The sequence below is a fragment of the Halorubrum sp. SD683 genome, from assembly GCF_002135045.1.
Taxonomy (GTDB): Archaea; Halobacteriota; Halobacteria; order Halobacteriales; family Haloferacaceae; genus Halorubrum; species Halorubrum ezzemoulense.
The window spans coordinates 1-25,343 of sequence record NZ_NEWJ01000041.1 but is presented as its reverse complement, the minus strand read 5'-3'; the positions used below and the strand labels follow the sequence as shown (position 1 = coordinate 25,343).

Genomic DNA, 25,343 nt, shown 5'->3' with positions numbered 1-25,343 from the left:
TGGTGGCGTCTGTCGGTCGTGCGGCCGCGGCCGACCGCGACCGCACGACCGACAGACGCCACCATGAACATCGGCTTCTTCACAGACAGCTACTTCCCCGGGATCGACGGCGTCACCTACACCATACAGGCGTGGCGCGAGCGCCTCGAAGCGCGGGGCCACGACGTGTACGTCGTCTACCCCGCGAGCAGCCACGAGCCCGACGACGGCGAGATCCCGGTCCGCTCGCTGCCGAACCCGTTCTACCGGCAGTACCGCTTCCCCACCTACCGCCGCCTCTCGACGCTGCCCGACCTCGACGTCGTCCACTGTCACGGCCCGGCGTCGACTGGGTTGATGGGGCTCCGGTACGCGAAGCGGTACGGCGCCACCTCGGTGTACACCCATCACACCCCCGTGGAGGACTACTTCGTCCAAGGGCTCAAGTCCGAACGGCTCGCCGCGCTCGCGGGACGGGCGTACGTCGCCTACGAGAACCGCTTTTTGAACGCGTTCGACTGCGTCACCGCCTCGACCTCGCGGATCCGCCGCGACGTGAAGCCGTACCGACTCCCGGTCGGCATCGAGATGGACCGGTTCCGCCCCCGCGAGAACGCCGGCGCGGACTCGCTGGCGGCCGACGGGGGACCGAACGGAGACGACCGGCCCGTCGTCGGGTACAGCGGTCGGATGACCCGCAAGAAGAAGGTCGACGAGATTCTCCGGCTCGCGGCGCGGCTCCCCGAGGCGCGGTTCGAACTCGTCGGCGAAGGGCCGGTCCGGGCGGAGCTGGAGGCGGACGCCTCAGCGAACGTCCGGTTCCACGACTTCCTCCCGCGGGAGGAACTCCCCGACTTCTACGCCGCGCTCGACGTCTTCGTCACGGCCTCGACCTGCGACACGCTCGGGCTCTCGACGCTGGAGGCGAACGCCTGCGGCACCCCGGTCGCGGCCGCCGACGTGGCGCCGTTCGACGAGACGATCGGTCCGGAGAACGGCGCGCGGTTCGCGCTGGACGACCTCGACGACATGGAGCGCGCGGTCCGCGACTGCCTCGACGGCGACAGGGACACCCGCGCCGCGGTCGAGCGGTTCTCGGTGGAGCAGACCGTCGACGAGCTCGAATCGATCTACGGGGTGACCGGCTAGATGGGCGCGGACAACGTCGACGCCTTCCAGCGGCTCGTGTTCTCGGTGCCGCGGCTCCGGGTTCAGGCCGCCGCGCTCGTCCTTCTGAGCGGGGTGTACGGCGTCGCCACGGTCGCGGCGATAACGGTCTTCACGCCGTTCGCTCTGGACCCGTCGCGGATCGTGCCGGTGGCGGTCCTCATCTTCCTCGTCCCGTTCGTCGTCGCCGCGGAGCTGTTCCCCCGCGTCCTCGACGGCTACCCGCGGTCGTGGAGCTACTTCCTCGCGGTCACCTCACAGTTCGTCTTGTTCGTGTACGCGCTCGTGCTCTCCGGCGCGGACAACGTCGGGAACGCGTGGAGCATCATCTGGCTGAGCTTCATCACGCTGTACCTGCTCAACATCCTGGTGCTCGTCGTCTCGACGGGGATCGACCGCTCCGACCGGATCCTCCTCACGTCGCTCGCCGAGCCGGCCCTGCTCATCGCCGCCTTCTACGCGCTGGGCGGGAGCGAGCTCGGCTTCTCGACGTACCGCCACGTGTTCGCGTTCGCGTCGCTGCTCATCGCGGCCGGGTTCCTCGTGTTGGTGCTCCTCGTCGTCGACTACCTGATCCGGAGCAACACCGACGTCTCCGCGTTCGCGCTCACCTCCGGACTGCTCCGGAACGACCGCGAGTCGCTCGACTTGGGCGTCGAGGCCCGCCCCGCGGTCGAGACGTTCGCGGTCGACAACGGGGACCGGCTCACCGTCGCGGCGCCGTGGGTCCACCCCGGTCCGCTCGGCGGGTTCGGCGGCGGCCAGCTGAGCGGGAACCTGATCGACGCGCTGAACGGCGCTCGGGAGGGCGAGGACGGCGCGACCGACCGCGCCGCGGTCGCGGCCGACGGCGGAGCCGCCGCGGACGGCGACGCCGGCTTCTTCTTCCACGTCCCGTGTACCCACAAGGAGGACCTCTCAGACCCGGCGGACGCGGAGCGGATCCTCGACGCGGTCGCGGACCCGGACCGGACGGAGCGAGTCTCGCGGCTCGTCACCGAGTCGTACGGCGAGCGGGAGGGGTACGCGGACGTCAGGTTCCACGGCCGACGGATCGGCGACCGGCAGGTGATCGTCCTCCACGGCGAGGGGATCGACGACTACGACACCGGCGTGTTCATGCGCGACGTGGACCACGACGAGGTGCTGCTGATCGACCAGCACAGACACGACATCCAGAACGGCCCCGAGGTGGAGATACAGTACGGCTCCGCCGAGGCCGACCGACTGAAGCGCGCGTTCGACGACTTCCGCGACCGGCTCGCGACGGCCGACCTCGCCGACGGCTACGCCGCCGGTTTCGCGGTGACGCGGACCGCACAGAACGCGCTGGCGATGGTCGAGTCCGTCGACGGACAGGAGGTGCTCTGGATCGGCGTCGACACGAACGGCCTCACCCCGGACGTGCGGGCGACCGCCGACGCGTACCGCGACGAGTTCGACGCCGTGATCCCCTTCTCGACGGACACCCACGCGTCGATCCACGAGCTGGCGAACATGCGCGAGTCCGACCTCGACGCCATCGAGCGCGCGGTCGACCGCGCCGTCGACGACGTCGCGCCCGCGACCGTGGGGTTCGCGAGCCGACGGACGGAGCCGGTGAAGCTGCTGAAAAATGACTACAACGGGCTCGTGTTCAGCGTCAACATCCTCATCCGCCTGACGATCATCGCTCTGGTGACGCTGTACGTGCTGCTCGTGCTGTGGCTCTTCTTCTGAGACGGTGGTACTCCGGGCGAAGCCGCACCCGCCGTTTTTGTGCGCTCGCTCCGAGACCCCGATATGGTCTCCCGGACCCTCCTCCTCAGCACCGATCGGACGCCGAAACGCGCCCTCGGCGTCGTCGCGGCCGCGTTCGTCTCCGCCTCGCTCCTCGTCGTCCTCCCGTGGGAGCCGACGGGAGCCGCCGGACGCTATCCCCTCTGGGCGGCCCTCATCGCCGTCGCGGTCGGCGCAGCCGGGGACGCCGGACGATGTCGCGGCGGCCTCCTCGTGGGCTGGGGAGCCGTCTTCCTCGCGACCGTCTGGGTCTTCGTCGTCCCGCCGCTCGCTGCGCTCGCCCGCGGCGATACGCTCTGCGACGGCGGGTACGCGGTCCCGCGTCCGTCCGTCGTCGCTCTGCGTCCCCGCGCCGAACTGCTGACCGGGCTCCGGATCGGCCCGGTCGTCGCTCTCGTGGCCGCTCTCACGCTCGGGAGCGCGGCATTCGTCGCCGGCGCGGCGGTGCGCAGACGGACGGATCGGCCGTGACGACCCGCGCTACTCGAACGCCTTGACCCCGAGGGCGGAGGCCGACGCGCCGCCGATCACCATCGGGAGCCAGTAGACCGCGCCGCGGAAGACCAGGACCGCGGCGGTGATCGCGGACGCGGCGACCCCGGTCGTGGGCACGAGGAGGCCGACGAGCGCGGCCTCGATGCCGCCGAGTCCGCCCGGGAGCGGCGTCGCGCCCGCGACGTACGACAGCGGGACGACGAAGACGGGGATCAACGGCGAGACCGGGTGCCCGACCGCGGCGAACGCGACGGTGAGCGCGGCCGCCTGAAACAGCCACCCGACGAGCGAGAGGGCGACGATGCCGAGGAGCCGCCGCCGGTCCGTGCCGACGCGCTCGATGTCGGCGAAGAAGTTCCCCAGCCGGTCGGCGAGCCCCGCCTCGATCGTTTCGGCGTCGAAACGCTCGAACCGCCCGAGGAACGGCCCGACGGCGCCGGGGACGCGGTCGACGACGGCGGTGCGGTAGCGCCAGATGAAGGCGATCGCCGTGACGATCGCGGCGATCAGGCCGACCGCGCTCGCGACGGCGAACCCGACGCGGTCGCCGACCGCGGTGGTGGCCGCGTACGACCCGACGCCGAGGAACACGAGCGAGACGGAGGGGACGACGTTGAGCACGTCGACGCTCGCGATGCCGACGAGCCCCGTCTCGTAGCGCGCCTCACCCACCTTCGAGATGAGCGCGGCGGCGACCGGCTCGCCCCCGGCCTGCCCGAACGGGGTGACGTTGTTGGCGAACGCGGCGCCGCTGTACACGAGGAACGCGGTCGGGACGGACATCTCGACGTCGAGCGCGCCCAACACCGCGCGCAGCATGAGGCTCCACGCGGCGAGCCAGCAGAGCCCCAGTCCGGCGGCCGCGGCGACGAGCGCCGGGTCGGCGCGGACGAGCGCGTCGACGACGCGATCGACCCCGACGACGACGAAAAGCACCGCGAGGAGGAGGACCGCGCCGCCAGCCCCCAAGATTAACGCGCGCCGTTGTGGGCCTTCCATAGACGGGGTGGGTCGGTAGCGAACTTGAAACGTCTGCTTCGCGGCCGCCGCGCGGCCCTCTCGACCCCGGAGGCGCCGAATGGGAATACATACGTACCGGCGGGCCGACGACTCACCCAATGGAAGATCAGCGGTTCCTCGAGTCGGACTGGGACTACTGTCTGGTGCTCGACGCGTGCCGGTACGACGTGTTCGCCGACGTGTACGACGAGTACCTCGACGGGACGCTCGAAAAGCGCGAGAGCGTCGGGTCGTCGACGCCGGAGTGGGCCTACCGCACGTTCACGGGCGAACACGACATCGCGTACTTCTCCGGGAACCCGTTTATCAACGACCTCGGGATCCCGCTGAACGAGCTCAAGTGGGGCGCCAGCTGCGACTACGAGTGGACCGCCTCCGAGCACATCAGCGACATCCACGACGTCTGGAAGACCCAGTGGGACGACGATCTCGGCACCGTCCCGCCGGAGGGGCTCACCCGGGCGTACCGGAACAACCTCGACGCGGTCGAGCGCGCCGACCGCACCGTCCTCCACTACATGCAGCCGCACGCTCCCTACCTCTCCCGCGGGAAGGGGCAGAAGCTCAAGCAGATCCAGAAGGGGATCAGAGAGCAGGGGGAAGAGGAGGCGAGCGACGGCAGCGACGACGACGGCGGACTGCTCTCCTCGCTCAGCGACACAGTCCGGCCGAAGATCGAGAGCCGGCTGGACGACAGCGAGTTCGCCCAGAAGGCGGGGCTGTGGCTCGAACTCGACCCGAAGGACCTCGTGACGGACGGCACGCGCGTGACCGCGCTGTCGATGTACGAGGAGAACCTCCGGATCGCCTTGGAGAGCGTCTCGAAGCTCGTCGAGGAACTCGACGGCGACGTCGTCGTCACCGCCGACCACGGCGAGGCGTTCGGCGAGGAGGGCGTCTGGGAACACCACATCGAGACGTACATCCCCGCGCTGATGGAGGTCCCGTGGCTGGAAGTCGAGTGATCGGCTCCAACCGGGTCCACCGCCGGTGTCTCCGATGAAGGTCAGCCACTACTTCGAGTTCGAGGAGCACGTCACCGGCGGGATGGCCGCGTCCGTCGACCACCAGCGCAAGATGTTCGACCGGGTCGGGATCGAGTACACCACGGAGCCGACGCTGAAAGCCGACGTACTCCACCTCAATCTGATGGGCCCGCGCTCGGTCTGGTACGCGCGGCGCGCCCGGAAGGCGGGCGTGCCCGTCGTCGCGCACACCCACGTCACCGCCGAGGACTTCGGCGACAGCTTCCGGTTCACGAACGCGCTCGCGCGACCGCTGAAGCCGTACCTCCGGCGCGCGTACGGGCTCGCAGACCGGCTCGTCTGTCCCTCCGAGTACAACCGCGACGTGATCCGCGGGTACGCGGACGTGCCGACGACGGTCGTCTCGAACGGGGTTGACCGCGAGAAGCTCGACGGCTTCGAGTCGCTGGAAGCGGAGTACCGCGAGCGCTACGACCTCGACCCGCCGACGGTGTTCATGGTCGGCCACGTGATCAAGCGGAAGGGGTTAGAGACGTTCGTCGAGACGGCCCATCGGATGCCGGACGTCGACTTCGCGTGGTTCGGCCACGTCGACCGATCGCTGAAGGGCCGCGAGACGAAGCGGCTCATCGACGAGGCGCCGTCGAACTGTACGTTCACGGGGTTCGTCGACGACATCCGAGGCGCGTACGCCGCGGGCGACGTGTTCTGTTTCCCGACCCACGAGGAGAACGAGGGGATCGCGCTGCTGGAGGCGATGGCGGCCGGGAAACCCCTCGTCGTGCGCGACATCGAGACGTTCTCGTGGCTGGAAGACGGCGAGGAATGTCTGAAGGTGGGCAGCGAGGGCGGTGGAGACGGCGCCGCGAGCGCGGACGTCACCGACGCCCCCGGAGACAACGTCGAGGGCTTCGTCAACGCGCTAGACGAGCTCCGCGACGCCGACCGCCGGGCGGGACTCGGTGCCAACGCCGCGGCGCGAAGTGAGGAGTTCTCGCTCGACGCGATCGCCGACCGGTACCGCTCGCTGTACGCGGATCTTGTTTGAGCGGTCCGGAGCGGCCGATCGGCGGCCGTTCGCGGAAACTTGCGAAAACCGCAGTTGGTATGTCCTCCGGTCGACTCCGTAGAGCCAAATGACTCGTGTGAGCGTTATCGGCTGCGGGAACATGGGCGGCGCCCTGCTCAGGGGGCTTGCCCGCGCGGAGGGGTACCACCTCACGGCGATCGACCTCGACCTCGAGGCGCTCGCCGCGATCGAAGACGCCGTCGACGAGACGACCGGGGACGTGGCGGCGGCGCGCGACGCCGACATCGTCGTCCTCGCGGTGAAGCCCGACGTGGCGCCGGCGGTTCTCGACGACCTCGACCTCCGGGCGGACCAGCAGCTCGTGACGCTGGCGGCGGGGCTCCCCCGCGAGTTCGTCGCCGAGCGCACGGACGCGCCGGTCGTCAGGATCATGCCCAACCTCGCCGCCGAGACGGGCGACATGGCCGCGGCGGCGACGAACGCGGGCCTCACCGACGAGGTCCGCGAGATGCTCGACGCGGTCGGGGAGTTCGTCGAGGTCGACGAGTCGCTGATGCACGTCTCGACCGCCGTCAACGGCAGCGGCCCCGCGTTCGCTTTCTACCTGATCGACGCGATGAAGCAGGGCGGGATCGACAGCGGACTCGACCCCGAGCAGGCGGAAACGCTGGCCGCCCAGACGTTCAAGGGCGCCGCGGAGACGGTGTTGCGCGACGACCGCAGCGTCGACGAGCTGATCGACGCGGTCTGCTCGCCCAACGGGACGACGATCGAGGGGATGGACGTGCTCTGGGACAGCGACGCCGACGAGGCGGTCGAGGACGCCGTTGCGGCCGCGGAGCGTCGCTCCCGAGAGCTCGCCGAGGCCTTCGACGATGCCTGAGGACGCGAGCGTCGAGCGAGTCGGCACGGCAGACCCCGAGCGCGTTGAGGCCGCTCGGCGGGAGGCGGCCGGCGCGGACCGGGTGATCGTCAAGGCCGGAACGAACTCCCTGACCGACGCGGACTCCCGGCTCGACCGCGTGAAGCTCGACAAGCTCGTCGCCGACGTGATGGACCTCCGCGAGCGCGGCACCGAGGTCGTGTTGGTCTCCTCGGGGGCGGTCGGCGCCGGCACCGGACGGCTCGACGTGGGACCGGAGTCGCGCGACGGGGTCGACTCGATCGCCGAGAGCCAGGCGCTCTCGACGGTCGGACAGGGGCTGTTGATGCGCCACTACACGCAGAGCTTCGAGCGGTTCGACCAGGACGTGGCGCAGATCCTCGTGACGGGCACGGACCTCGACGCGCCGGAGCGGTTCGACAACTTCACCAACACCGTCGAGAAGCTGCTGTCGTGGGGCGTCGTCCCCGTGGTCAACGAGAACGACGCGGTGGCGACCGACGAGCTCCGGATCGGCGACAACGACATGCTGTCGGCGTCGATCGCGATCGGTCTCGACGCCGACCTCCTCGTGACGCTCACCGACGTCGACGGCGTCTACACCGGGAATCCGAAGCGCGACGCGGACGCCGAGCTAATCGAGGCGGTCGACGACGGCTACGAGCGGCTCCGCGAGATCGTCGGCGACGGCACCGCGACCGACTTCGGCGGGATCCGCACGAAAGTGGAGGGTGCCCACGACGTGAGCCGCAACGGGATCCCAGCGATCATCGCGGGCTCCGCCGAGCGCGACGTGTTAGCGCGGATCGTAGCGGGTAAGCCGACGGGCACGCTATTCGTGCCAGAGACTGGTGACGACGATGAGTGACACCGACACGGAACCGGACACCGACGTGGAGGCCGACACCGACGAGCTGGCCCGGCGGGCCGAACGCGCCGCGCTCCGGCTCGCGAACGCCGACGAGGCGACGCGGAACGAGGCGCTCCGGTCGATCGCCGACGCGATCCGCGAGCGCGAGTCCGAGATACTCGACGCGAACGCGGTCGACGTCGAGGAGGCGGAGCGGATGCTCGCCGAGGGGGAGTACACGCAGGCCTTAGTCGACCGCCTGAAGCTCGACGAGACGAAGATCGAGGAGATCGCCTCGATGGTCGAGTCGGTCGCCGCACAGGACGACCCGCTCGGGGAGACGCTCGCGGCGCGCGAGCTCGACGAGGACTTGGAGCTGTACCGGGTCGCCGTGCCGATCGGCGTCGTCGCGACCGTGTTCGAGTCGCGGCCCGACGCCCTGGTCCAGATCGCGGCGCTCGCGTTGAAGTCCGGCAACGCCGTCGTCCTCAAAGGAGGCAGCGAGGCCAGCGAGTCGAACCGCGTGCTGTACGAGGCGATCGTTGAGGCGACCGCCGACCTGCCCGACGGCTGGGCCGCGCTCATCGAGGCGCACGAGGAGGTCGACCGCCTGCTCGAACTCGACGACCGCGTCGACCTCGTCATGCCGCGCGGCTCCTCGGAGTTCGTCTCCTACATCCAGGAGAACACCCAGATCCCCGTGTTGGGACACACCGAGGGGATCTGCCACGTCTACGTCGACGAGGCGGCCGACTTGGAGATGGCCGAAGCCGTCGCCTTCGACGCGAAGGTCCAGTACCCGGCGGTGTGTAACGCCGTCGAGACGCTGCTCGTCCACGAGTCCGTCGCCGACGCGTTCCTCCCCGGTCTCGTCGAGCGGTACGAGGCGGCCGGCGTCGAGCTGCGCGGCGACCGGCGGACCCGCGAGGTCGTCGACATCGAGCCCGCGACCGACGACGACTGGGACACCGAGTACGGCGACCTCGAACTGTCGATCGCCGTCGTCGACGACGTGTACGCCGCGGTCGAACACGCCAACGACCACGGATCGAAACACACCGAGTCGGTCCTCACCGAGGACGCCGAGACGGCCGAGACGTTCATGACCGGCGTCGACGCCGCGAGCGTGTTCCACAACGCGTCGACGCGGTTCGCGGACGGCTACCGCTACGGGCTCGGCGCCGAGGTCGGCATCTCGACCGGCAAGATCCACGCCCGCGGGCCGGTCGGACTGGCGGGGCTCACCACGTACAAGTACTACCTCGAGGGCGACGGCCACCTCGTCGCGAGCTACAGCGGCGAGGACGCGGTCCCGTTCACGCACCGCGAGCTCGACGGCGCCGAGTGGACGCCGGGCTCGCTGTCGACGCGATAGCGACGGCGCCGATACCCCGTCGGTCCGATCGCCGCCAGTCGGTCGGCCCGTGACTGCGCGGACCGCGAGGGGCGGGCAGCCGACCCGTGCCAGTCGCTCACTCGCCCGTCGCGCCGGGGACGATCGTCACCGGCACCGATGCTCCCTCGGCGACGGCGAACGCGGTGTTCCCCTCTCGGAGCGACGCCAACTGGCCCTTCGACCGGTGCCCGATCACGATGTGCTCGACGGCGACGTCGTCCGACATATCGACGAGCTGTTTCCCGACCGCCGTTCCGGACCGAAGCCCGCTCCGGTCGAGATGTTCGAGCGTGACCGTCGTCCCCACGCCGATATCCTCGACGAACGACTCGATCTCGTCGCGGAAGCTCCGCTCCGCCCCAGACGCGCTCGCGTTGCTGATGACGTGGGCGACCGTCAGCGACTGACCGGTCGCCTGGGCCAGCCGCGCCGCGGTCTCGATCACCGCCTCGTAGCGGTCGTCGTCGCTGATGGCAGCGAGAATAGCCATACGCTTCTCACGTGTCAGATAATATTAACCGTTGCTCCGGTCGAGGTCGGTCGTCCGTTCGCCCCGCTCGTCGCCCGCCGGAGGCGCGGGCGCCACCGTGACGGGCCGGAGTCCTCCCAGTCAGGCGTCGAACTCCGGCAGTCGCCCGCCGTCGACGGCGACGTTCTCGCCGCTGACGTACGCGGCGGCGTCGCTCAGGAAGAACCGGAGCGGCGCGGCGACGTCCTCGAAGCCCGCCGGGCGGCCGCGGGGGAAGTCCTCGACGCCGGCCTCGGTGTTCGAGACGGCGAACGGCGAGACGGCGTTGACCGTGATCCCGTCGTCGCTGGTGTCCGCCGCCAGCATCCGCGTGAACATGAGCACGCCCGTCTTCGCGACGAAGTAGGGGAAGTTCACGGGGTGGGCGTGCATCCGGTCGCTGTCGGCGAAGCCGAGGTTCACGATTCGGCCCCACCCCTGGTCGCGCATGGCGGGCAGGGCCCGACGCGAGCAGAGCACCGTGCCGTAGAACGTCGTCTCGACCACGTTCCGCCACGACTCCCACTCGATGTCGCTCCAGTGGCGAGCGTCGAAGTCGCCGACGTTGTTGACGAGGATGTCGACCGACCCGACCTCGGCCTCCACTGTGTCGAACAGCTCGTCGACGGCGTCCGGGTCGGTGATGTCGGCTTGAGCGGTGACTGCGGTCCCGCCTCGCTCGCGGACCTCCTCGGCGGTAGCGGTCGCCGCCGCCTCGCTCTCGTTGTAGTGTACCACGACGTCGGCGCCGCAGTCGGCGATCGAAAGCAATAGCTCGCGGCCGACGCGCTTCGCGCTGCCGGTCACGAGGGCGGTCCGTCCGCTCAGGTCGGGGCGTAGCTCCATGCGGGATCCATGCACCGGATCGCTCCTAAGCGTTCCTCACGGATCGCGGCGTCGGCGGTCGGTGGTCGGCATCGCCTCGAAAAAGCAGTGGCGCGACGGCGACCGGCGAGTCGACCGCCGGGTTACTCGTCGTCGCCGCCGTCCGTGAGGATCTCGACGTCCGTCGCCTCGTCGGGTTCGGACAGCGACGGGTCTTCGGCGGTCTCCTCGCTCGTCGCCTCTTCGTCTCGCGTCCACTCTCGCGGAGTGCGTCCGTGACACATGGTACAGTATAACATACTAATTGCGGAGGATTAAATCCTCGGTCGCGATCGGCCCGTATCGACCGCGAAAGGCCCTCGCAGCCGGCCGACCGCTCGTTACGCGACCGGTGCCGACGCGGGTCCGGCGGAGTGGCCGCTAGGGGGAGACCGGCGGTGGGAGGTCGACGAGCAGCGACACCGCGACGGCGACCGCCACTGGGGGCACGAGCAGGAGCGACGCGACCGTCTGCCACCACCGTCCCGGCGCGCGAAACCGACCCGCGTTCCGCGCCGCCACCGGGTTCGCCGCGACGGCCACGTCCCCGCCCGAGAGCGTGGCCCAGTACGCGATCAGCGGAAACAACGCGACCGCGAGCGGGGAGTCCGCCGGCAGCGCGGTCCCCACTCCGACGGCGACGGCGAGGTTGATCGGGAGCGGCGCGAGCGCGCAGACCCGAATGACGCTCGTCGACGTCGACGGCGGAATCGTCGCGTCGAACTGCCCCAGGGGAATCCCGCTCGCGTGTTCCGGGAGAAGCGTGATCTCGGGGGTCATGCCGGCCAGTCGCGCCACCGCCGCGTGCGCGAGCTCGTGCGGTCCGACGAGGATAGCGACGAGAGAACGCAGCGCACGGACTGCCATCGGACGCTCACTCGGCGTCCCGAACGGTCGTGTGACGGGCAGGTTCGGCCGGGTCGGTCGCGGCGTCGGCGGCCGCTCCGCCTGCTCCGAGGTCGTCGTCACGCATACAGCCTAGCAACGGTCAGACGGCGCTTCAATCCGTCGCCCACGCTGACAGCCCGAGAGGGCCGTCGCCGCAGCGACACACGCGCCGCCCGAACGTCCCCGTGGAGAGAGTGTCACTGGGAGCCGGCGTACACGTCGGTCCTGCTCACCCCTGAAGGAGGTTCATCACCTCGTCGGCCACGCCGGGCTCGACGGCGACGACGTAGCGCTTCCCCGGCGTGAGCGTCGTGTCGGGACGGGCGACCTGTTGGGCGTCCGCGGCGGAGACGACCAGGGTACCGTCCGGAAACCGGACCTGCGTGAGCGACTTCCCGGCGGCCGGCGCTCCCTCCGCGATGCGGACGAGCATGATGTCGAGGTCGCCCGTCACGTCCGTCAGCGCTTGGACGTCGTCACCGACGATCTCGTTCGCCGCCACGCGGGCACCCGCTCGCTCCGGGAACAACACCGCGTCGACGAACCGCGTGTACGCCTCGCCGGCGGCCCGGTCGATGCGAGCCACCGTCCGAGTCCCCGGAGAGAGCTCCCTGGCGGCCAGACAGACCGCGAGGTTGAGCCCCGTCTCCCCGGTGAGCGCCGCGACGACGTCCGCCCGTTCGACGCCGGCCTGCTCGATGATGTCGGGGTTCGTCGCGTCGCCGCGGATCACCGTGGCGACGTACTCGTCTGCGATCTCGGAGACGACGTCTTCGTCCCGCTCGACGATCGTCACCGCGTGGCCGTGGTCTGCGAGTAGCTCAGCCGTTTGGAAGCCGACACGTCCGCCGCCCGCGATCACGATGTCGAGTGAACTCGTCATGGATTCAGTCCTCCGCCTCCGGAATGGCCGTCGCGTCTGCCGCCGCCGAGTCCGCGTCCGGTTCCGCCCGCAGTCTGTTGAGCGCGAGATACGCGGCGCCGCCGAGCAGGATCCACGCCGCGCTGAGCGCTAGCGCCAACGGGTCCGTCCGCAGCAGGTACTCCACGAGCACCCCGGTCAAGACCAGGTTGAGCGCGATGCCGATTAGCGGGGGGGCCGGATAGAACGGCATCTCGTATGGACGGTTCATGTCGGGTCGCTCGCGTCGCAGCCTGATCGCGGCGACGTTGACGATGACGAACGAGAGCAGGAAGAAGAGGCTCGACATGTTCCCCGCGCTCTGCGTCGGCAGCGCGACGGAGCCCAACATGACCACGGCGCTCGCGAGGATCGCGACGAACGGCGTCCCGTATCGGTGGTGGATCTGGCCGAACGAGGGCAGCAACTGCCCCTCGCGTCCCATCGAGAACGCGACCCGCGAAGAGGCGATCACGACCGCGTTTAGCGCCGTCAGCGTCGAGAACACGGCGCCGAAGACGACCAGCGCGCCGCCGTTCCGGATGATCGGGAGGCCGGTCGGCATGAACGAGGTCGCCGCCGCGGCGATCCCGGCCTCCCCCGCCTCCGCGAGCCCCTCTGCCCCGAGCGTTCCGACGGCGACGGTGACCACGGCCAGGTAGACGACCACGGTCACGGCGAGGCTCACAAAGATCGCCTTCGGAATGTTCTCCCGGGGATTCTTCACCTCCTCCGTGACGGTCGTGATGAGGTCGTACCCCTCGAAGGCGATGAACGTGAGCCCCATCGCCGGTAGGACCGCTCCCGCTCCGCCGCCCGCGGGGAACAGCGGCTGGAACTCGGCGCCCGAGAACATCGGCGACGCCAGCCCGAAGGCGACGAACACCACGAGGATGATCACCTTGATTATCGTGAACACCGTCTCTGCCTTCCCGCTGGCGGCCGTTGAGACGGCGTTGAGCGCCACCAACACGAAGACGGCGACGAACGCCAGCAGGAAGCCCGGGCTGACCTGCGCGCCGACGACGGGAAGGATGACGTCACCGACCTCCTCCGGCGGAGCGACGGCCCCGTAGACGTGGAGCAGTTCGAGGAAGTTCGGAGCGAATCCCAGCGCGTAGAGTGCCCCGGCGATCATGTACGCGAACCAGAGCATCCAGCCCATGATGAACGACGAGAGGTCGTCGAATATCTCCCGGACGAACGCGTACCCGCCGCCGCTCTTCGGGATCGAGCTGGCGAGTTCGGCGTACGACAGGCCGGTGAACGCGGTGACGACCCCGTTGAGCGCGAAGACGACGATCGCCGCCGGACCGGCGATTTCCGCGGCCAGTCCGGTCAGTACGAAGATGCCGGCACCGATCATCGCCCCCATGCCGATCATCGTCGCGTCGAGCAGTCCGAGCTCGGCTTCCGGAGAACGAGTCTCGCTTCCGCTCATCGGTCGTGAAAGCCGCGTCCCGTATCGTCCATCGTACGCCCCGAAACTGGTACTCTCGTCACTTTATACCCCGGGTGAATTCGGGAGTCGCGGAATCGTGGCGGGGCCTGATACGCCCGCCCGGTGGCAGCGCGCTGGTAGTTGTTCCAGAGGGCCGGAATCCGGCCCTGATTAAAGCCGTCGGAAGCCGAGGGACGACACGATGACCCAGTCAAAGCGATTCGTCATCGCCGGCGGCGGGCGAGTCGGACTCCAGACTGCGGAGAACCTCACCGAACAGGGCCACGAGGTGCTGCTGATCGAGGTGGACGCGGACCGCGTCGAGAAGCTGTCTGACGCGTACCTCGGCCCCGTGATCCACGGCGACGCCACCGAGCAGTCGATCCTCAGGCAGGCGGACCTCCGAAACGCCGACGCTATCGCGGCGCTGACCGACGAGACGGAGACGAACACGGAGATCTGTATGACCGCGCACCACCTCGCGCCGGCTATCCGGACCCTGGCCAGGTCGGAGTCGCGGACCGAACAGGAACACGGCGAGGTCGTCGACGCCACGCTGCTACCGCAGTCGCTCGGCGGCGACCACGCGGCCGATATGCTCACCGGCGAAGAGATCCGAACGCTCGTGTTCCCCACCGCCGACCTCGACATCATCGAGGTGACCGTCTCCGAGTCCGCCCCCGTCGCGGGACGCCGGCTCGACGAGATCGCCCTTCCGGCCGGGAGTCTCCTCATCTCCACGTCGGACCGAGAGTCGCTCGCCGGTCCCGACACGCTGCTGGAACCGTCACAACAGTATATCCTCGCCGTCGAGTCGGACGTCGTCGACGAGGTCGTCAAACTCTTTCGCGGGTGACCTCGCCCGACGGCCGCGACCGCCGTCGCGACCGCTCAGGGCCCGTTCGTGACTGGGTGTTTTCGTCGCTCGTCGCCTAGATTCGATATATCGATATGTGATTTACGAGTTCCGTCTCAAACGACATTCCGGCTTCGCGCGTCCGACAAATTTGGACGCACCCGAGCGAATCCGACCCACTCCGGAATTATTACCCCCGGCGCTCACGCAGCACGGGGTATGACCGACTCCGACTGGGGCGACTGGCTGCCGCGCGCGGTCGCGGACGCCGACCCCGACACGGTGGCGCTGTGGTACCTGGGCTGTAACGGCTTCGCGATCAAGGGGAGCGAGGGGACCGCCCTCTGGATCGACCCGTACGTGGGCACGGGCGACCCGCCGCGGACGGTACGGATGATCCCGATTCCCTTCGACCCCGAGGACGTCGAAGTCGCGGACGCGGTGTTGGCCACCCACGAGCACACGGATCACGTTCACGGGCCCTCGCAGGCGCCGATCCTCGCCAACGCGGACGCTGACCTCGTCGCGCCCGACGACTCGCTCGCGGTCGCGCGCGAGGAGGAGCGGTGGACCGACAAGTACGCGGTCGACGACGCCCAGTTCACCGAGGTGACGGAGGGCGACGAGCTGCGGATCGGCGAGTTCACCGTTCACGTCGTCGAGACCCGCGACGCGGACGCCACGCATCCGGTGGGTTACGTGATCGAACACGACGCCGGGACGGTGTTCCACGCCGGGGACAGCAAGCCGTCGCCGACGTTCGAGGGGCTCGCGGAGCGGTTCGACATCGACCTCGGCATCCTGGCGTTCGGCTCGGAGGGCACGATACCGGACAAGGAGACGGGCGAACCGGTTCAGACGAAGTGGTACAGCGACGAGAACGAGATCGCGACGGCCGCGAACGACCTCGGCCTCGACCGGCTCGTCCCGACCCATTGGGACATGTGGAAGGGGCTGACCGCCGACCCGACCGCGCTCCACGACCACGTGCGGAGCTACGAGTCTCCGGATCGGCTGGAGATCGTGGAGATCGGCGATCGAATAGACCTGTAGATGGGAGCTGAGCGGCCGTTTTCGCGGCGTATCGGTTATCACCGGCGAAACCCGGCCCGTGGAATTTAAGCCCCTGCTCCGGGACCGTGGAGTATGAGCGAACGGACGGCGGAGGCGGCCACGACCGTCGACGAGGACGGCATCCGCGTCGAGAAATCCTTCACGGACGACGCGTTCCCCGTGCCGGCGGTGATGTACACCCTCTCCTCACACCGTGAGGACCCCGTACGGGTGCGTATCGTCGACCGGATCCCGGAGTCGTTCCCGATGGACCGAGTGGGGTTCCACCCGGAGTACGAGAGCGAGAACTGGACCGCGTACAAGGACCACCGCGTGGAGTTCGAACGGGTGATAGACCCCGACGAGACCGTCGAGACGGTGTTCGGGATCCGCGACGACGACCCCGACCTCGACGGGTTCCTCGGCACGCCGGTGATCGAACACGTGCCGGTCGGCGAGGAGATCGAAGACGTCCTCGGCGCCGGCGACACGGACGCCGTCCGAGAGGTGCTCTCCGGCGACCGCGCGACGCTCCCCGGAATGGCGGAAGAGGACGAACTGTTGGCGGGAGACCCCGCGGAGTCCGGTGAGGGCGCCTCGGCCCGCGATCCCGGCCCGGAACCCGCGGCGGAACCGGAACCGGAGGCAGAGAGCGCCACGGAAGCCGCCGCCGGCCGCGAAACCGAGGCCGATCCTGAGCCCGACACCCCCGAGCCGCGAACGGTCGCCGACGACGGGACGGCCGCGGTGTCCCCACATGAGGGGGAATCGGTCGGCGCCGCGGTCGAACCCGAGGCCGGAGCCGAAGAGACAACCCCTGCCGATGAGCCCGACGAAACGCCCGAAACAGACGACACAGCCGCCGAGTCGGCCGTCGAAGACGAGCCGGAAGTCGCCGACGAAGACGGAACGGAAGCCGACGAAGACGGAACGGAAGCCGACGAACTCGACGAAACCGACGAGACGGACGAGGCGAGTCTTCCGGGCGAAGGCGGTCTCGCGGCCGCGTTAGCGGCCGAGATCCGCACCGGGGCGGCCGACGAGGAGGACATCGAGACCATCGAGAGGGCGTTCGACGCGAGCGTGCCGCGCAGCGTCGACGTGCGGATCGCTCGACTCCAGTCGAGCGTGGCCGACATCGAGGCGTACGCCGACGCGCTCGCGGAGTTCATCGACGGCGAGGGGACCGCCCGAGAGATCCTCGACGGGATCGACGAGCGTGTGGACGCCGTCGAGTCCGAGGTCGACGCCCTCGACGATCGCCTCGACGACGCGGAAGACGATCGCGAGGAGATCGAGTCGGACGTCGCCCGCGTCGACTCCGCGGTCGCGTCGACCTCCGACGCGGTCGATGCGGTCGACGAGCGCGTGGAGGCCGTCGAGACCGACCTCGATGCGGTCGAAGACGACGTGCGCGGCGTGGAAGACGACGTACAGGCGGTCGAAGACGACGTTCGCAGCGTGGAAGGTGACGTGCGCGGCGTGGAGGACGAGGTCGCGTCCGTCGAGGAAACCGTTGAGTCGGTCCGAGACGGCGTCGCGGCCGTCGAGAGCGACGTCGAGGACCTCGCCGACGACGTCGACCGGGTGGAGGGGACGGCGGACGCCGCCGCGGAGACGGTCGACGACCTGGGCGACGACGTGGAGACGCTGTACGAGGAGGTCGACAGGGCGGCCGAACAGGCCGAGAACGCCGAAGAGCGGGCCGAAAGCGCCGAGGACCGCGCGGCCGGCGTCGCGGAGCGCGTCGACGACGTGGAGTCCGGACTCGACCGCTTCGACGAGGAATTCGACGACCTGTGGGACGACCTCGCGGAGGTGGACAGCCGGCTCACCGACATCGAGGACCGGCTCGGAGAGGACCTCGACGACGTTGCCGCCGAGCTAGATGAGATCAACGACCACCTCGACGAGCTCGACGAGTTCCGTACCCGGCTCAACGAGGCGTTCGGCCCGTAGTCGCTCCGTTTCGACGATCGAGCGGCGACACCGAAAGCTGTCGGCGGCACCCCGGTTGAAAAACGCAACCCGTTTTACGCGCGCGGTCGCAGATGGGGCAATGACAGACCCGGTCCCGGTCGCCGTGCCCCGGAAGGGGCGCCCGCTCGAAGCGGTCTTAGAGCGGATCGCGACCGTCGCGAGCGACGACCGCCTCGACCGGCTCGCGGACGGCGTGAGCAACACGCTCCGATACGAGAAGGCCGTCACGAAGGGGTCGGTCGACGCCGACGAGGGCCCGTACGAGCGGCTCGCGGAGTACTCTGACCCGACGACGGCGGCCGAACCGGAGTACACGCTGCTGCGCGACGACCGGGACGGCAAGCCGCGGCGAATCGTGTTCGACGCCGCCACGGTGGATCTCGGCGACGTGACGGTCAAGCTCGTCGGCCGCGAGGAACCGTTCCGTGCGCTCCGAACCCACGAGTTCGCGCTCGGATTCGACTCCGCCGACCTCGTCTTAGAGGAGGTCGTCGGGATCCGAGGGGGCGGGCTCGGCGACATCTCGGACATCAACGACCGGATCGACCCGGTCGACACCGACGTGCGCGTGGTGACCGGTCTCGGTGACACGGTGTACCACACGCTGATGGGACGCGAGGACCGACGCAGACCGGGAGAGACGTACGACCGCGCGTATCTGGCCGACTACGAGGGGTCACTGTGTATCTCGCCGCGGTACGAGCGCCTCGTCACTGCCGTGTTAGGGACCGACGCGCTCGACGGGGTGGAGTTCGTCTACCCGGAGGCCGACGAGGAGGAGGAGGCGGCGATAGCCAGAGTCGGTCTCGGCGTCTACCTCACCGTCACCGGCTCGACGGCGCGCGAACACGGACTCGCCGTCGGGGAACACCTCTTCCCGAGCGAGACGGTCCTGATGCGTAACGCGGCCGAGACCGACGATTCGGTCTCCCGCGTCCTCCGGGCGCTCGAACGAGAGGCTCCCGACTCGGAGATCCGCGTCTGATACCAGAGATAGTATAGCGGCATGAGATGTACGCGTTCGAGTCGGGACGACGTCCGGCGCCGATGTGTGCCGTTTCGAACCGGCACCCGCCGAGTACTATCGCCAGTTACCCCAGCGTTCTCGCACTACGACTCTCGTCGCCGCACCGAGCGCCTCGCGCAGAGCGGGGAAAGCGATTGGGCCGACGGACGACATCCGGGGCCGATCAGATTCACATTGCCGTCCGTTGGGCATCGCGTGTCCCAATTGAATATCTTGGATTGTATAACTAGTAGTTGGAACTAATGATACTAGAGAGTTGGATAATAAACTCGACCCGGCCAAAATGTGGTCCTGCCCACTGAGATAAGGTCACTTATCCAGAAATCTAGGATAGATTGAAGTCACGGCAGCGAGAACGGTCGTCCGAGAACGATGGGAGGCGATCGACAGTCGGTGAAGACGTACGTGCCGACGGAACAGAAGGACGTGTGGCGCGACCACGCCGACGAGCTCGACATGTCGCTGAGCGAGTTCGTCAGGACGATGGTTCAGGCCGGGCGGAGGGGGTTCGCGCCGACCGGATCGGAAGGTCGGGAGGAGTCCCCTTCCGAGCCCGCTGACCCAGGGGGTAGCGACCTCGAAAAGCGCGTCCACGCGGCTCTCGAATCGGGGCCCCGCTCGTGGGACGAACTCGTCCAAGCGGTGGTCGGCGACGTGGAGGACGAACTGGAGGAGACCCTCGACGAGCTACAGGAGCGCAATCGGATCCGGTACAGCGGCCGAGAAGGGGGGTACGTGTTGACCGATGAGTAGCGCGAGAGCGTCTCCGGACCCCGACGACCCCGTCGGCTACTTCCTCGAAGACCTCACCTACCACGGAAAGACGGACCGGACCAGGGCGGCGTACGAGCGCGTTCTCCGGCGGTTCGAGGCGTTCCTGGACGACGTTGATCCGGAGGCCGCGACGCACCGCGACTGTATGGCGTTCGTCCACTCGCTGCGGGGTGACGTCGCCGACAGCACGGTCGCGACGTACGCGGCGTACCTCCACCGGTTTTACGGGTATATGACGGAGGTGGAGGCCTTCGACGGTAACCCAATGACGCTGGTGATGGAGGAAATGGACGAGACCGTCGATAAGGACCCGGCCCGCCGCGACGTCTCGGTCCCGGCGATGCGCTCGTTCGTCGCCGGAATCCGGCACCCGCTCCACCGCGCGCTGGTGGTGACGCTCCTCAAGACCGGCATGCGGGTCGGCGAGCTGTGTAACCTCGACCTGCGAGACCTGTCGGTCAGCGACCCGGACCTCCTCAACGCGACGTACTCGCTCGGGGGACGCCCGGCGCTGTCCGAACGGCCGGACTCGATTTTCGTGACCGCCGAGGCGACCGTCGGCGAGGAGCTGAACGGGGAGGTGCGAACGGCCGCGAACAAACGGAAGCGCGGGACGGTGATCCCGGTCGACGACGAACTCCGCAGAGCGCTGAAGACGTGGCTCGCGGTGCGTCCGGACTCGCCGTCGCCGGCTGAGCCGCTGTTCGTCGGCACCGCGGAGGGATGGGGGGAACGATTGGAACCGCAGGCGGTCAGACACGTCGTCGAGCGGCACGCCCGCGAGGAGGGGTGGTACCGGACCGGCGGCGGCGCCGACGAGAACGTCACGCCCCACTACTTCCGCCACTTCTTCACGACGCACCTCCGCGACAGAACCGGCGACCGCGGAGTGGTGAAGTACCTCCGCGGCGATGTCGCCGACGATGTGATCGACACGTACACGCACAACTGGGGGGATCAGGTCCGGGAGGTTTACGAGGCGAACGTCTACCGACTCTTCGCGTGAGAGTGGTTCCAATTTCGTCGTCCCAGTAGCGACTCGTTTCGTTCGAGCGCAGCCACGTAAATCGTATGTGGCTATATCCAAACTGTGGGGCCGGTCGCGAAGATACCGGGGTGGTCGCACACGAGCACGGTGGGCTGAACCCTTCCGAAAATAGTCGACGGCGCGGCCGGCCGCTCGAACGGTCCGCGTGTCGACTGACGGCGAAGCACCGTGTCACTCACATGTCGGAAAAAACGGTGAAGCAACGACGATGGCGCTCCTGAGAGTGCCGCCCTCACCGGCCTGTCCGTCCTCGCCGGGACGGCGGTCACCACCTTCCTCTGTGTCGGACCCCGACGGCTGTCCCGCGCGGCGAACGGCTTCGGCGACCGCTCTCGCGACGTAGCCTCGTGCCTCGCGGCGGCGCCGGCGGACCGCGAGCCGGTACCCGGCTCCGGCGAGCGGTACGGCTGGGCGCTCGCGGAAGGGACCGGCGCGGCCGCGGCGCTCGCGGAGCGCGCCCGCGACCGGGGCGGCGACGTAGCCGCCGAGCGATTCCGCGAGCGGCGCAACCGGTTCGTCGACTGCGTCGACACGTACCGCGGCCCGGCCGGGCCTTGGTACGAGAAGCTCTCGCCCGCGGGGAGCGACGGCGGCCCCGTACCGCCGGAGCCGCCGGGCGTCGAACCAGACTACCACCCCGCGAGCGCCCACTCCGAGAGCTGGCGCTCCGGGGTGCGGTGAGCGCGGAGAACGGCTCAGGCGACCGAAAGGAAAGAGTGGGCGCGGTCCGCCCGACGGTCACTCCTCGTCGAGGAGGCTCTCGACGAGAGCCTCAGGGTCGAATCGCGTGATGTCGTCGTACCCCTGCCCGGTTCCGAGGAAGAGGATCGGTTTCCCGGTGACGTACGCGACCGAAATGGCGGCGCCACCGGAGGAGTCGGCGTCGGCCTTCGTCAAGATTGCGCCGTCGATCGCGGCGGCGTCGTTGAACTCTTTCGCGCGGTTGACCGCGTCCTGCCCCGCGACGGCCTCGTCGACGAACAGCGTCATGTCCGGGTCGACGACGCGGTCAATCTTCTCCAGTTGCGCCATTAGGTCGTCGCTCGTGTGGAGCCGCCCCGCCGTGTCGCCGAGGACGACGTCGACGTCGTTCGCCTCGGCGTACTCGACGCCGTCGTAGATGACGGCCGCCGGGTCGCCGCCCTGGTCGTGGCTGATCAGGTCGCGGCCGAGCCGGTCGGCGTGTTCGCGGATCTGCTCGTTCGCGCCCGCGCGGTCCGTGTCGCCGTTCGCGAGGACGGATGAGTAGCCTCGGTCACCGAGCCACTCGGAGAGCTTCGCGATGCTCGTCGTCTTCCCGACGCCGTTGACGCCGGTGAAGACGATGGTGACGGGTTTGTCGGCCTTGGCGATCCGCTCTTCGAAGTCGAACTGTCCGACGGCGATGACGTCGAGGAGGGCGTCGTGGAGCGCAGACTCGACGAGTTCGCCGGTCGTCTCGACCTGCTTGCGGGACTCGCCGAGCATGCTCTCGCGGACGCTGTCGAGGATCTGCTCGGCGACGCTCATCTCCACGTCGCTCTCGAGCAGCGCCATCTCGAGGTTCCACAGCGGCTCCTCGAGGTCCTCCTCCTCAATGATGATGCGCCCGGTCGCGAACGCCTTCGCGCGCTGGAAGGTACTCGGCTCGTCGTCGTTCGACGACTCGTCCGAACCGCCCGCGTCGCCGTCGACCGCCGAACGGGATTCCGCGGTCGCGTCGGCGCCGCTCTCGGCGGTCGTCGCTTCCTCGGGCGGGGCCTCGTCCTCCTCGGCCTCCGTCGACTCCTCGACGTCCTCGCGGAAGCCGGAGAGCTTGTCTTTCAGTCCGTCGAACACGGTATCGTCTCCGTCTTACTCCCCGTCGCCTTCCTCGGCCTGCTGCATCTGCTGCATCTGCTGTTGCTGCATCTGCTGTTGCATCTGCTGGGCCTGCTGTTCGAGCTCGTCGCTCTCGGACTCCAGCTCGTCGACCTCCTCCTGCGTCTCCTCGATCCGGTCGTCGAGCGCCTCCTGCTTGCGCCGGAGGACGTCGATCGCGTCGCCCTGCTCCTGCTCCGCGGAGTAGTTCCCGCCGAGCGAGACGATGACCTCGTCGATGTCCTGGACCTCCGCGCGGAGGTAGGCGCCGCCGCCGAGCGGGACCTGAACGGTCGCGCCCGTGTCGAGGGTCTTGATGGCCTCGACGGCGTCGTCGATGTCGGCCTTCTCCTCGCGGTAGTCGGCGATTTCGCCTTCGAGGGCCTCGATCTCCTCGTCGAGCGCCTGGATCTCCTGTGAGAGCTGCTGGAGCTGCTGTTGTCCGCCGCCCATCATGCCTCGGACACCTCCTCGATCTCGATCTGGGTGCGCTTCCGGTTGTGCTGGCTCCCGACCGTGGTGTAGATCCGCTCGCGGGCGAGGTCCTCGTTCTCCGCCTCGATGTCCTTCGTGAACGGCTGGTCGCCGTCTCGGCTCTGGAACCGTCCACTCACCGTGTAGGTACTCATGTTCCCCGATCCGGCAGGGACAGGGAAGTATCTTCCTAAAAGGCGACAGGCGGCCGCGTCATCGCGGACCGCCCGCGACGACGGCCGTCACGGCGTCGCGTCACGGAAATCGTGTGCCGAGGGAGGTCATCCCGAGAGGTCCGCGCGGCGGAATCGGACGATAGCGATCGCGAGGAGGACGGCCGTCGCGGCGAGCAGGACTGCGGCGCCCGTGAGGTCGTACTCGCCCAACACCAACACCGCGGAGGGGTCGTAGTGGGCCGTCGGGCTGACGTTCCCGGCCGCGGCGTAGTCGGTGCTGGCGACGAGGGAGTCGAACATGAACAGCGCGAACAGTCCCCCGAGCGCGACCCGCTGAGCGACCCCCGGCCGCGAGAGCAGCGTCGAGACGGCGATACCCGCCGCGACGCACGCCACGTGATACGGCACCGCGAGCGCGTGGACCGCCGCGAGGCGTTCGACCGCGATCGTCTCGCCGACCGCGACGACGCCGACGTACGCGACGACCGGCAGCACGACGTTGAGGAGGACGACGAGCGGAACCAGTCCGAGAAACCGACCGATCACGACGTCACGTCGCGCGACGGGCGCCGACAGCGTCAGGTCCATGCGACCGGAGGCGACGTCCCCCGCTATCGTCCCGCCGGCGAGGTACGCCAGGTACAGCCCGACCAGCAGGAGCCAGGCGAACTGGTAGAACTCAACCGCAAGGAAGCCCTCGATAGATGAGATAGCGATGATCCCGAACGCCTCCCGGACCGCGGGCGGGAACGCCTCGACGTACGCGTCGAGGTCGACGTCCGCGGTCGCCAGGGACGGGAAGAACGCGAGGAACACCAACAGGAACGAGGAGAGCAGGCCAGTCAGCACGACCGTTCCGCGGGCCCGGCCGGCGGCGTCGTACCGTGCGATCGCGAGCCACGGGGTCGCGCGGTCGCTCATCGCTCGTCACCCCCCGATTCGGCGGTCGGATCCGCGTGCGCTCCGCGGTTGGTCGACGCCTCGGCCTCCTGACGCTCGCCGCCGCCGATCGGTCCCGGAACGTCGCCGTCGTAGAACGTCATGAACGCCTCTTCGAGCGGCGCATCGACGACGTCGAGGTCGAGGACGGTGTACCTCGAGAGCAGGTCGACCAGCGCGTCGTACTCGCCGGTCCACGTGAACGAGACAGTCTCCCCGACGCGCAGATTCATGATCCCGCGGAGCTCGAAGTCGCCGCGATCGACGTCTTCGGCGACGCGGATCCGCACCTGCTTGCCGCCGCGAGAGCGGAGGTCTGCGACCGACTCGACCGCGACGAGGTGCCCCTCTCGGAGGACGCCGACGCGATCGCACAACGCCGCCACCTCGCCCAGCACGTGGGAGGAAAGGAGGACGCTCGCCCCGTCGCCGACGCGCTCGCGGACGAGGCCCGCGAACTCCTCTTGAAGCAGCGGATCGAGTCCGGAGGTCGGCTCGTCGAGCAACAGGAGTTCCGGGTCGTACATGAACGCGGCCACCAGCGCGACCTTCTGCCGGTTTCCCCGGGAGAGGTCGCCGATGCGGCGCGACTCGTCGAGCCCGAAGCGTTCGACGAGGCGGTCGCGGCTCGACTCCCCGCGGAGCGCCGCTTGGTGGTCTAAGAACGCGCCGGCCGTACGGTCGCGGTCGAGCCCCGGATCCCCGGGGAGGTACCCGATCCGCTCGCGTGCGCGACGCGACGCGACCGGGTCCGTGGCGTCGCGCCCGAGGAGCGTAGCGCCGCCGTCCGTCGGCGACAGGAACCCCAACAGCGTGCGGATCGCGGTCGTCTTCCCCGCGCCGTTCGGGCCGAGGAAGCCGAACACCTCGCCGTCCTCGACGGTGAAGGAGACGTCTTCGATCCCCCGGACGTCGCCGTAGTACTTGGAGAGGCCACGGCACTCGATAGCGGGCATACCGTCCTCAACTCCGCTGTAGCTCTTAAATGTG

26 protein-coding genes are annotated in these 25,343 nt (G+C 69.0%); 14 read left to right on the top strand and 12 right to left on the bottom strand.

What is annotated here, in order from left to right; all coding sequences use genetic code 11:
* The first annotated feature begins 63 nt into the window (after positions 1-63).
* From B9G49_RS10850 to B9G49_RS10840, 3 genes are all read left to right on the top strand, one after another.
* Positions 64-1,128 carry a glycosyltransferase gene (locus B9G49_RS10850; RefSeq protein ID WP_086216376.1) on the top strand — a complete coding sequence of 355 codons (1,065 nt, stop codon included), beginning with the start codon at positions 64-66 and terminating at the stop codon, positions 1,126-1,128.
* On the top strand, positions 1,129-2,865 hold the full coding sequence (locus B9G49_RS10845) for a DUF2070 family protein (RefSeq protein ID WP_086216375.1): 1,737 nt from the start codon (positions 1,129-1,131) through the stop codon (positions 2,863-2,865).
* Positions 2,866-2,928: 63 nt separating this feature from the next.
* Positions 2,929-3,396 (top strand): hypothetical protein, encoded by a 468-nt coding sequence (locus B9G49_RS10840; protein ID WP_086216374.1) that lies wholly within the window; start codon positions 2,929-2,931, stop codon positions 3,394-3,396.
* A 9-nt stretch (positions 3,397-3,405) separates the two neighbouring features.
* Here the strand turns inward: B9G49_RS10840 and B9G49_RS10835 are convergent, their stop codons facing one another.
* Complete coding sequence (locus tag B9G49_RS10835; RefSeq protein WP_086216373.1) at positions 3,406-4,419, bottom strand: lysylphosphatidylglycerol synthase transmembrane domain-containing protein; 1,014 nt, start codon at positions 4,417-4,419, stop codon at positions 3,406-3,408.
* Between the two features lie 119 nt (positions 4,420-4,538).
* On the opposite strand from B9G49_RS10835, the gene B9G49_RS10830 reads away from it, so the two are divergent.
* The 5 genes from B9G49_RS10830 (at position 4,539) to B9G49_RS10810 (ending at position 9,564) form a co-directional block, all read left to right on the top strand.
* Positions 4,539-5,405 (top strand): hypothetical protein, encoded by an 867-nt coding sequence (locus B9G49_RS10830; protein ID WP_086216372.1) that lies wholly within the window; start codon positions 4,539-4,541, stop codon positions 5,403-5,405.
* A gap of 34 nt (positions 5,406-5,439) precedes the next feature.
* Positions 5,440-6,474: a glycosyltransferase family 4 protein gene (locus B9G49_RS10825; RefSeq protein ID WP_086216371.1), complete on the top strand. Its 1,035-nt coding sequence runs from the start codon at positions 5,440-5,442 to the stop codon at positions 6,472-6,474.
* An 88-nt stretch (positions 6,475-6,562) separates the two neighbouring features.
* Positions 6,563-7,339 (top strand): pyrroline-5-carboxylate reductase, encoded by a 777-nt coding sequence (gene proC / locus B9G49_RS10820; protein WP_086216370.1) that lies wholly within the window; start codon positions 6,563-6,565, stop codon positions 7,337-7,339.
* Positions 7,332-8,207 carry a glutamate 5-kinase gene (proB, locus tag B9G49_RS10815; protein WP_086216369.1) on the top strand — a complete coding sequence of 292 codons (876 nt, stop codon included), beginning with the start codon at positions 7,332-7,334 and terminating at the stop codon, positions 8,205-8,207. Before proC ends, proB begins: the two co-directional genes overlap by 8 nt.
* Positions 8,191-9,564: a glutamate-5-semialdehyde dehydrogenase gene (locus B9G49_RS10810; protein WP_086216368.1), complete on the top strand. Its 1,374-nt coding sequence runs from the start codon at positions 8,191-8,193 to the stop codon at positions 9,562-9,564. Before proB ends, B9G49_RS10810 begins: the two co-directional genes overlap by 17 nt.
* A gap of 97 nt (positions 9,565-9,661) precedes the next feature.
* On the opposite strand, the gene B9G49_RS10805 is transcribed toward B9G49_RS10810, so the two are convergent.
* The 6 genes from B9G49_RS10805 to B9G49_RS10785 all read right to left on the bottom strand — a co-directional run bounded on the left by B9G49_RS10805 (position 9,662) and on the right by B9G49_RS10785 (position 14,187).
* Complete coding sequence (locus B9G49_RS10805) at positions 9,662-10,075, bottom strand: universal stress protein (protein ID WP_086216367.1); 414 nt, start codon at positions 10,073-10,075, stop codon at positions 9,662-9,664.
* A 120-nt stretch (positions 10,076-10,195) separates the two neighbouring features.
* The gene (locus B9G49_RS10800; RefSeq protein ID WP_049929524.1) at positions 10,196-10,939 is read right to left on the bottom strand and encodes an SDR family NAD(P)-dependent oxidoreductase; all 744 of its coding nucleotides are present in this window, start codon (positions 10,937-10,939) and stop codon (positions 10,196-10,198) included.
* Positions 10,940-11,061: 122 nt separating this feature from the next.
* On the bottom strand, positions 11,062-11,202 hold the full coding sequence (locus B9G49_RS16560) for a hypothetical protein (protein WP_158093612.1): 141 nt from the start codon (positions 11,200-11,202) through the stop codon (positions 11,062-11,064).
* Positions 11,203-11,338: 136 nt separating this feature from the next.
* Positions 11,339-11,824: a hypothetical protein gene (locus B9G49_RS10795; protein WP_086216366.1), complete on the bottom strand. Its 486-nt coding sequence runs from the start codon at positions 11,822-11,824 to the stop codon at positions 11,339-11,341.
* Between the two features lie 250 nt (positions 11,825-12,074).
* The gene (locus tag B9G49_RS10790; protein ID WP_086216365.1) at positions 12,075-12,728 is read right to left on the bottom strand and encodes a TrkA family potassium uptake protein; all 654 of its coding nucleotides are present in this window, start codon (positions 12,726-12,728) and stop codon (positions 12,075-12,077) included.
* A 4-nt stretch (positions 12,729-12,732) separates the two neighbouring features.
* A complete protein-coding gene (locus B9G49_RS10785; protein ID WP_086216364.1) occupies positions 12,733-14,187 on the bottom strand; it encodes an APC family permease in 1,455 nt (484 codons plus the stop codon).
* 202 nt (positions 14,188-14,389) lie between these two features.
* On the opposite strand from B9G49_RS10785, the gene B9G49_RS10780 reads away from it, so the two are divergent.
* The 6 genes from B9G49_RS10780 to B9G49_RS10755 all read left to right on the top strand — a co-directional run bounded on the left by B9G49_RS10780 (position 14,390) and on the right by B9G49_RS10755 (position 20,883).
* Complete coding sequence (locus tag B9G49_RS10780) at positions 14,390-15,043, top strand: TrkA family potassium uptake protein (RefSeq protein ID WP_086216363.1); 654 nt, start codon at positions 14,390-14,392, stop codon at positions 15,041-15,043.
* Positions 15,044-15,262: 219 nt separating this feature from the next.
* The gene (locus B9G49_RS10775; RefSeq protein ID WP_086216362.1) at positions 15,263-16,096 is read left to right on the top strand and encodes an MBL fold metallo-hydrolase; all 834 of its coding nucleotides are present in this window, start codon (positions 15,263-15,265) and stop codon (positions 16,094-16,096) included.
* Positions 16,097-16,189: 93 nt separating this feature from the next.
* On the top strand, positions 16,190-18,055 hold the full coding sequence (locus tag B9G49_RS10770; RefSeq protein ID WP_086216361.1) for an alanine-zipper protein: 1,866 nt from the start codon (positions 16,190-16,192) through the stop codon (positions 18,053-18,055).
* Positions 18,056-18,155: 100 nt separating this feature from the next.
* Complete coding sequence (locus tag B9G49_RS10765; RefSeq protein ID WP_086216360.1) at positions 18,156-19,061, top strand: hypothetical protein; 906 nt, start codon at positions 18,156-18,158, stop codon at positions 19,059-19,061.
* A 414-nt stretch (positions 19,062-19,475) separates the two neighbouring features.
* The gene (locus tag B9G49_RS10760; protein WP_086216359.1) at positions 19,476-19,856 is read left to right on the top strand and encodes a DUF5805 domain-containing protein; all 381 of its coding nucleotides are present in this window, start codon (positions 19,476-19,478) and stop codon (positions 19,854-19,856) included.
* Positions 19,849-20,883, top strand: a complete 1,035-nt coding sequence (locus tag B9G49_RS10755; RefSeq protein WP_086216358.1) for a tyrosine-type recombinase/integrase — start codon at positions 19,849-19,851, stop codon at positions 20,881-20,883. Before B9G49_RS10760 ends, B9G49_RS10755 begins: the two co-directional genes overlap by 8 nt.
* 780 nt (positions 20,884-21,663) lie before the next feature.
* On the opposite strand, the gene ftsY is transcribed toward B9G49_RS10755, so the two are convergent.
* The 5 genes from ftsY to B9G49_RS10725 form a co-directional block, all read right to left on the bottom strand.
* Positions 21,664-22,743 carry a signal recognition particle-docking protein FtsY gene (gene ftsY, locus B9G49_RS10745; RefSeq protein WP_086216357.1) on the bottom strand — a complete coding sequence of 360 codons (1,080 nt, stop codon included), beginning with the start codon at positions 22,741-22,743 and terminating at the stop codon, positions 21,664-21,666.
* 15 nt (positions 22,744-22,758) lie between these two features.
* On the bottom strand, positions 22,759-23,217 hold the full coding sequence (pfdA, locus tag B9G49_RS10740) for a prefoldin subunit alpha (protein WP_049929512.1): 459 nt from the start codon (positions 23,215-23,217) through the stop codon (positions 22,759-22,761).
* Entirely contained in the window at positions 23,217-23,393 is a 177-nt protein-coding gene (gene rpl18a / locus B9G49_RS10735; protein ID WP_049929511.1) for a 50S ribosomal protein L18Ae, read from the bottom strand. The genes pfdA and rpl18a overlap by 1 nt, the downstream gene beginning before the upstream one ends.
* Positions 23,394-23,519: 126 nt before the next feature.
* Complete coding sequence (locus B9G49_RS10730) at positions 23,520-24,335, bottom strand: ABC transporter permease subunit (protein WP_086216356.1); 816 nt, start codon at positions 24,333-24,335, stop codon at positions 23,520-23,522.
* Positions 24,332-25,309: an ABC transporter ATP-binding protein gene (locus B9G49_RS10725; protein ID WP_086216355.1), complete on the bottom strand. Its 978-nt coding sequence runs from the start codon at positions 25,307-25,309 to the stop codon at positions 24,332-24,334. Before B9G49_RS10725 ends, B9G49_RS10730 begins: the two co-directional genes overlap by 4 nt.
* Positions 25,310-25,343 lie beyond the last annotated feature (34 nt).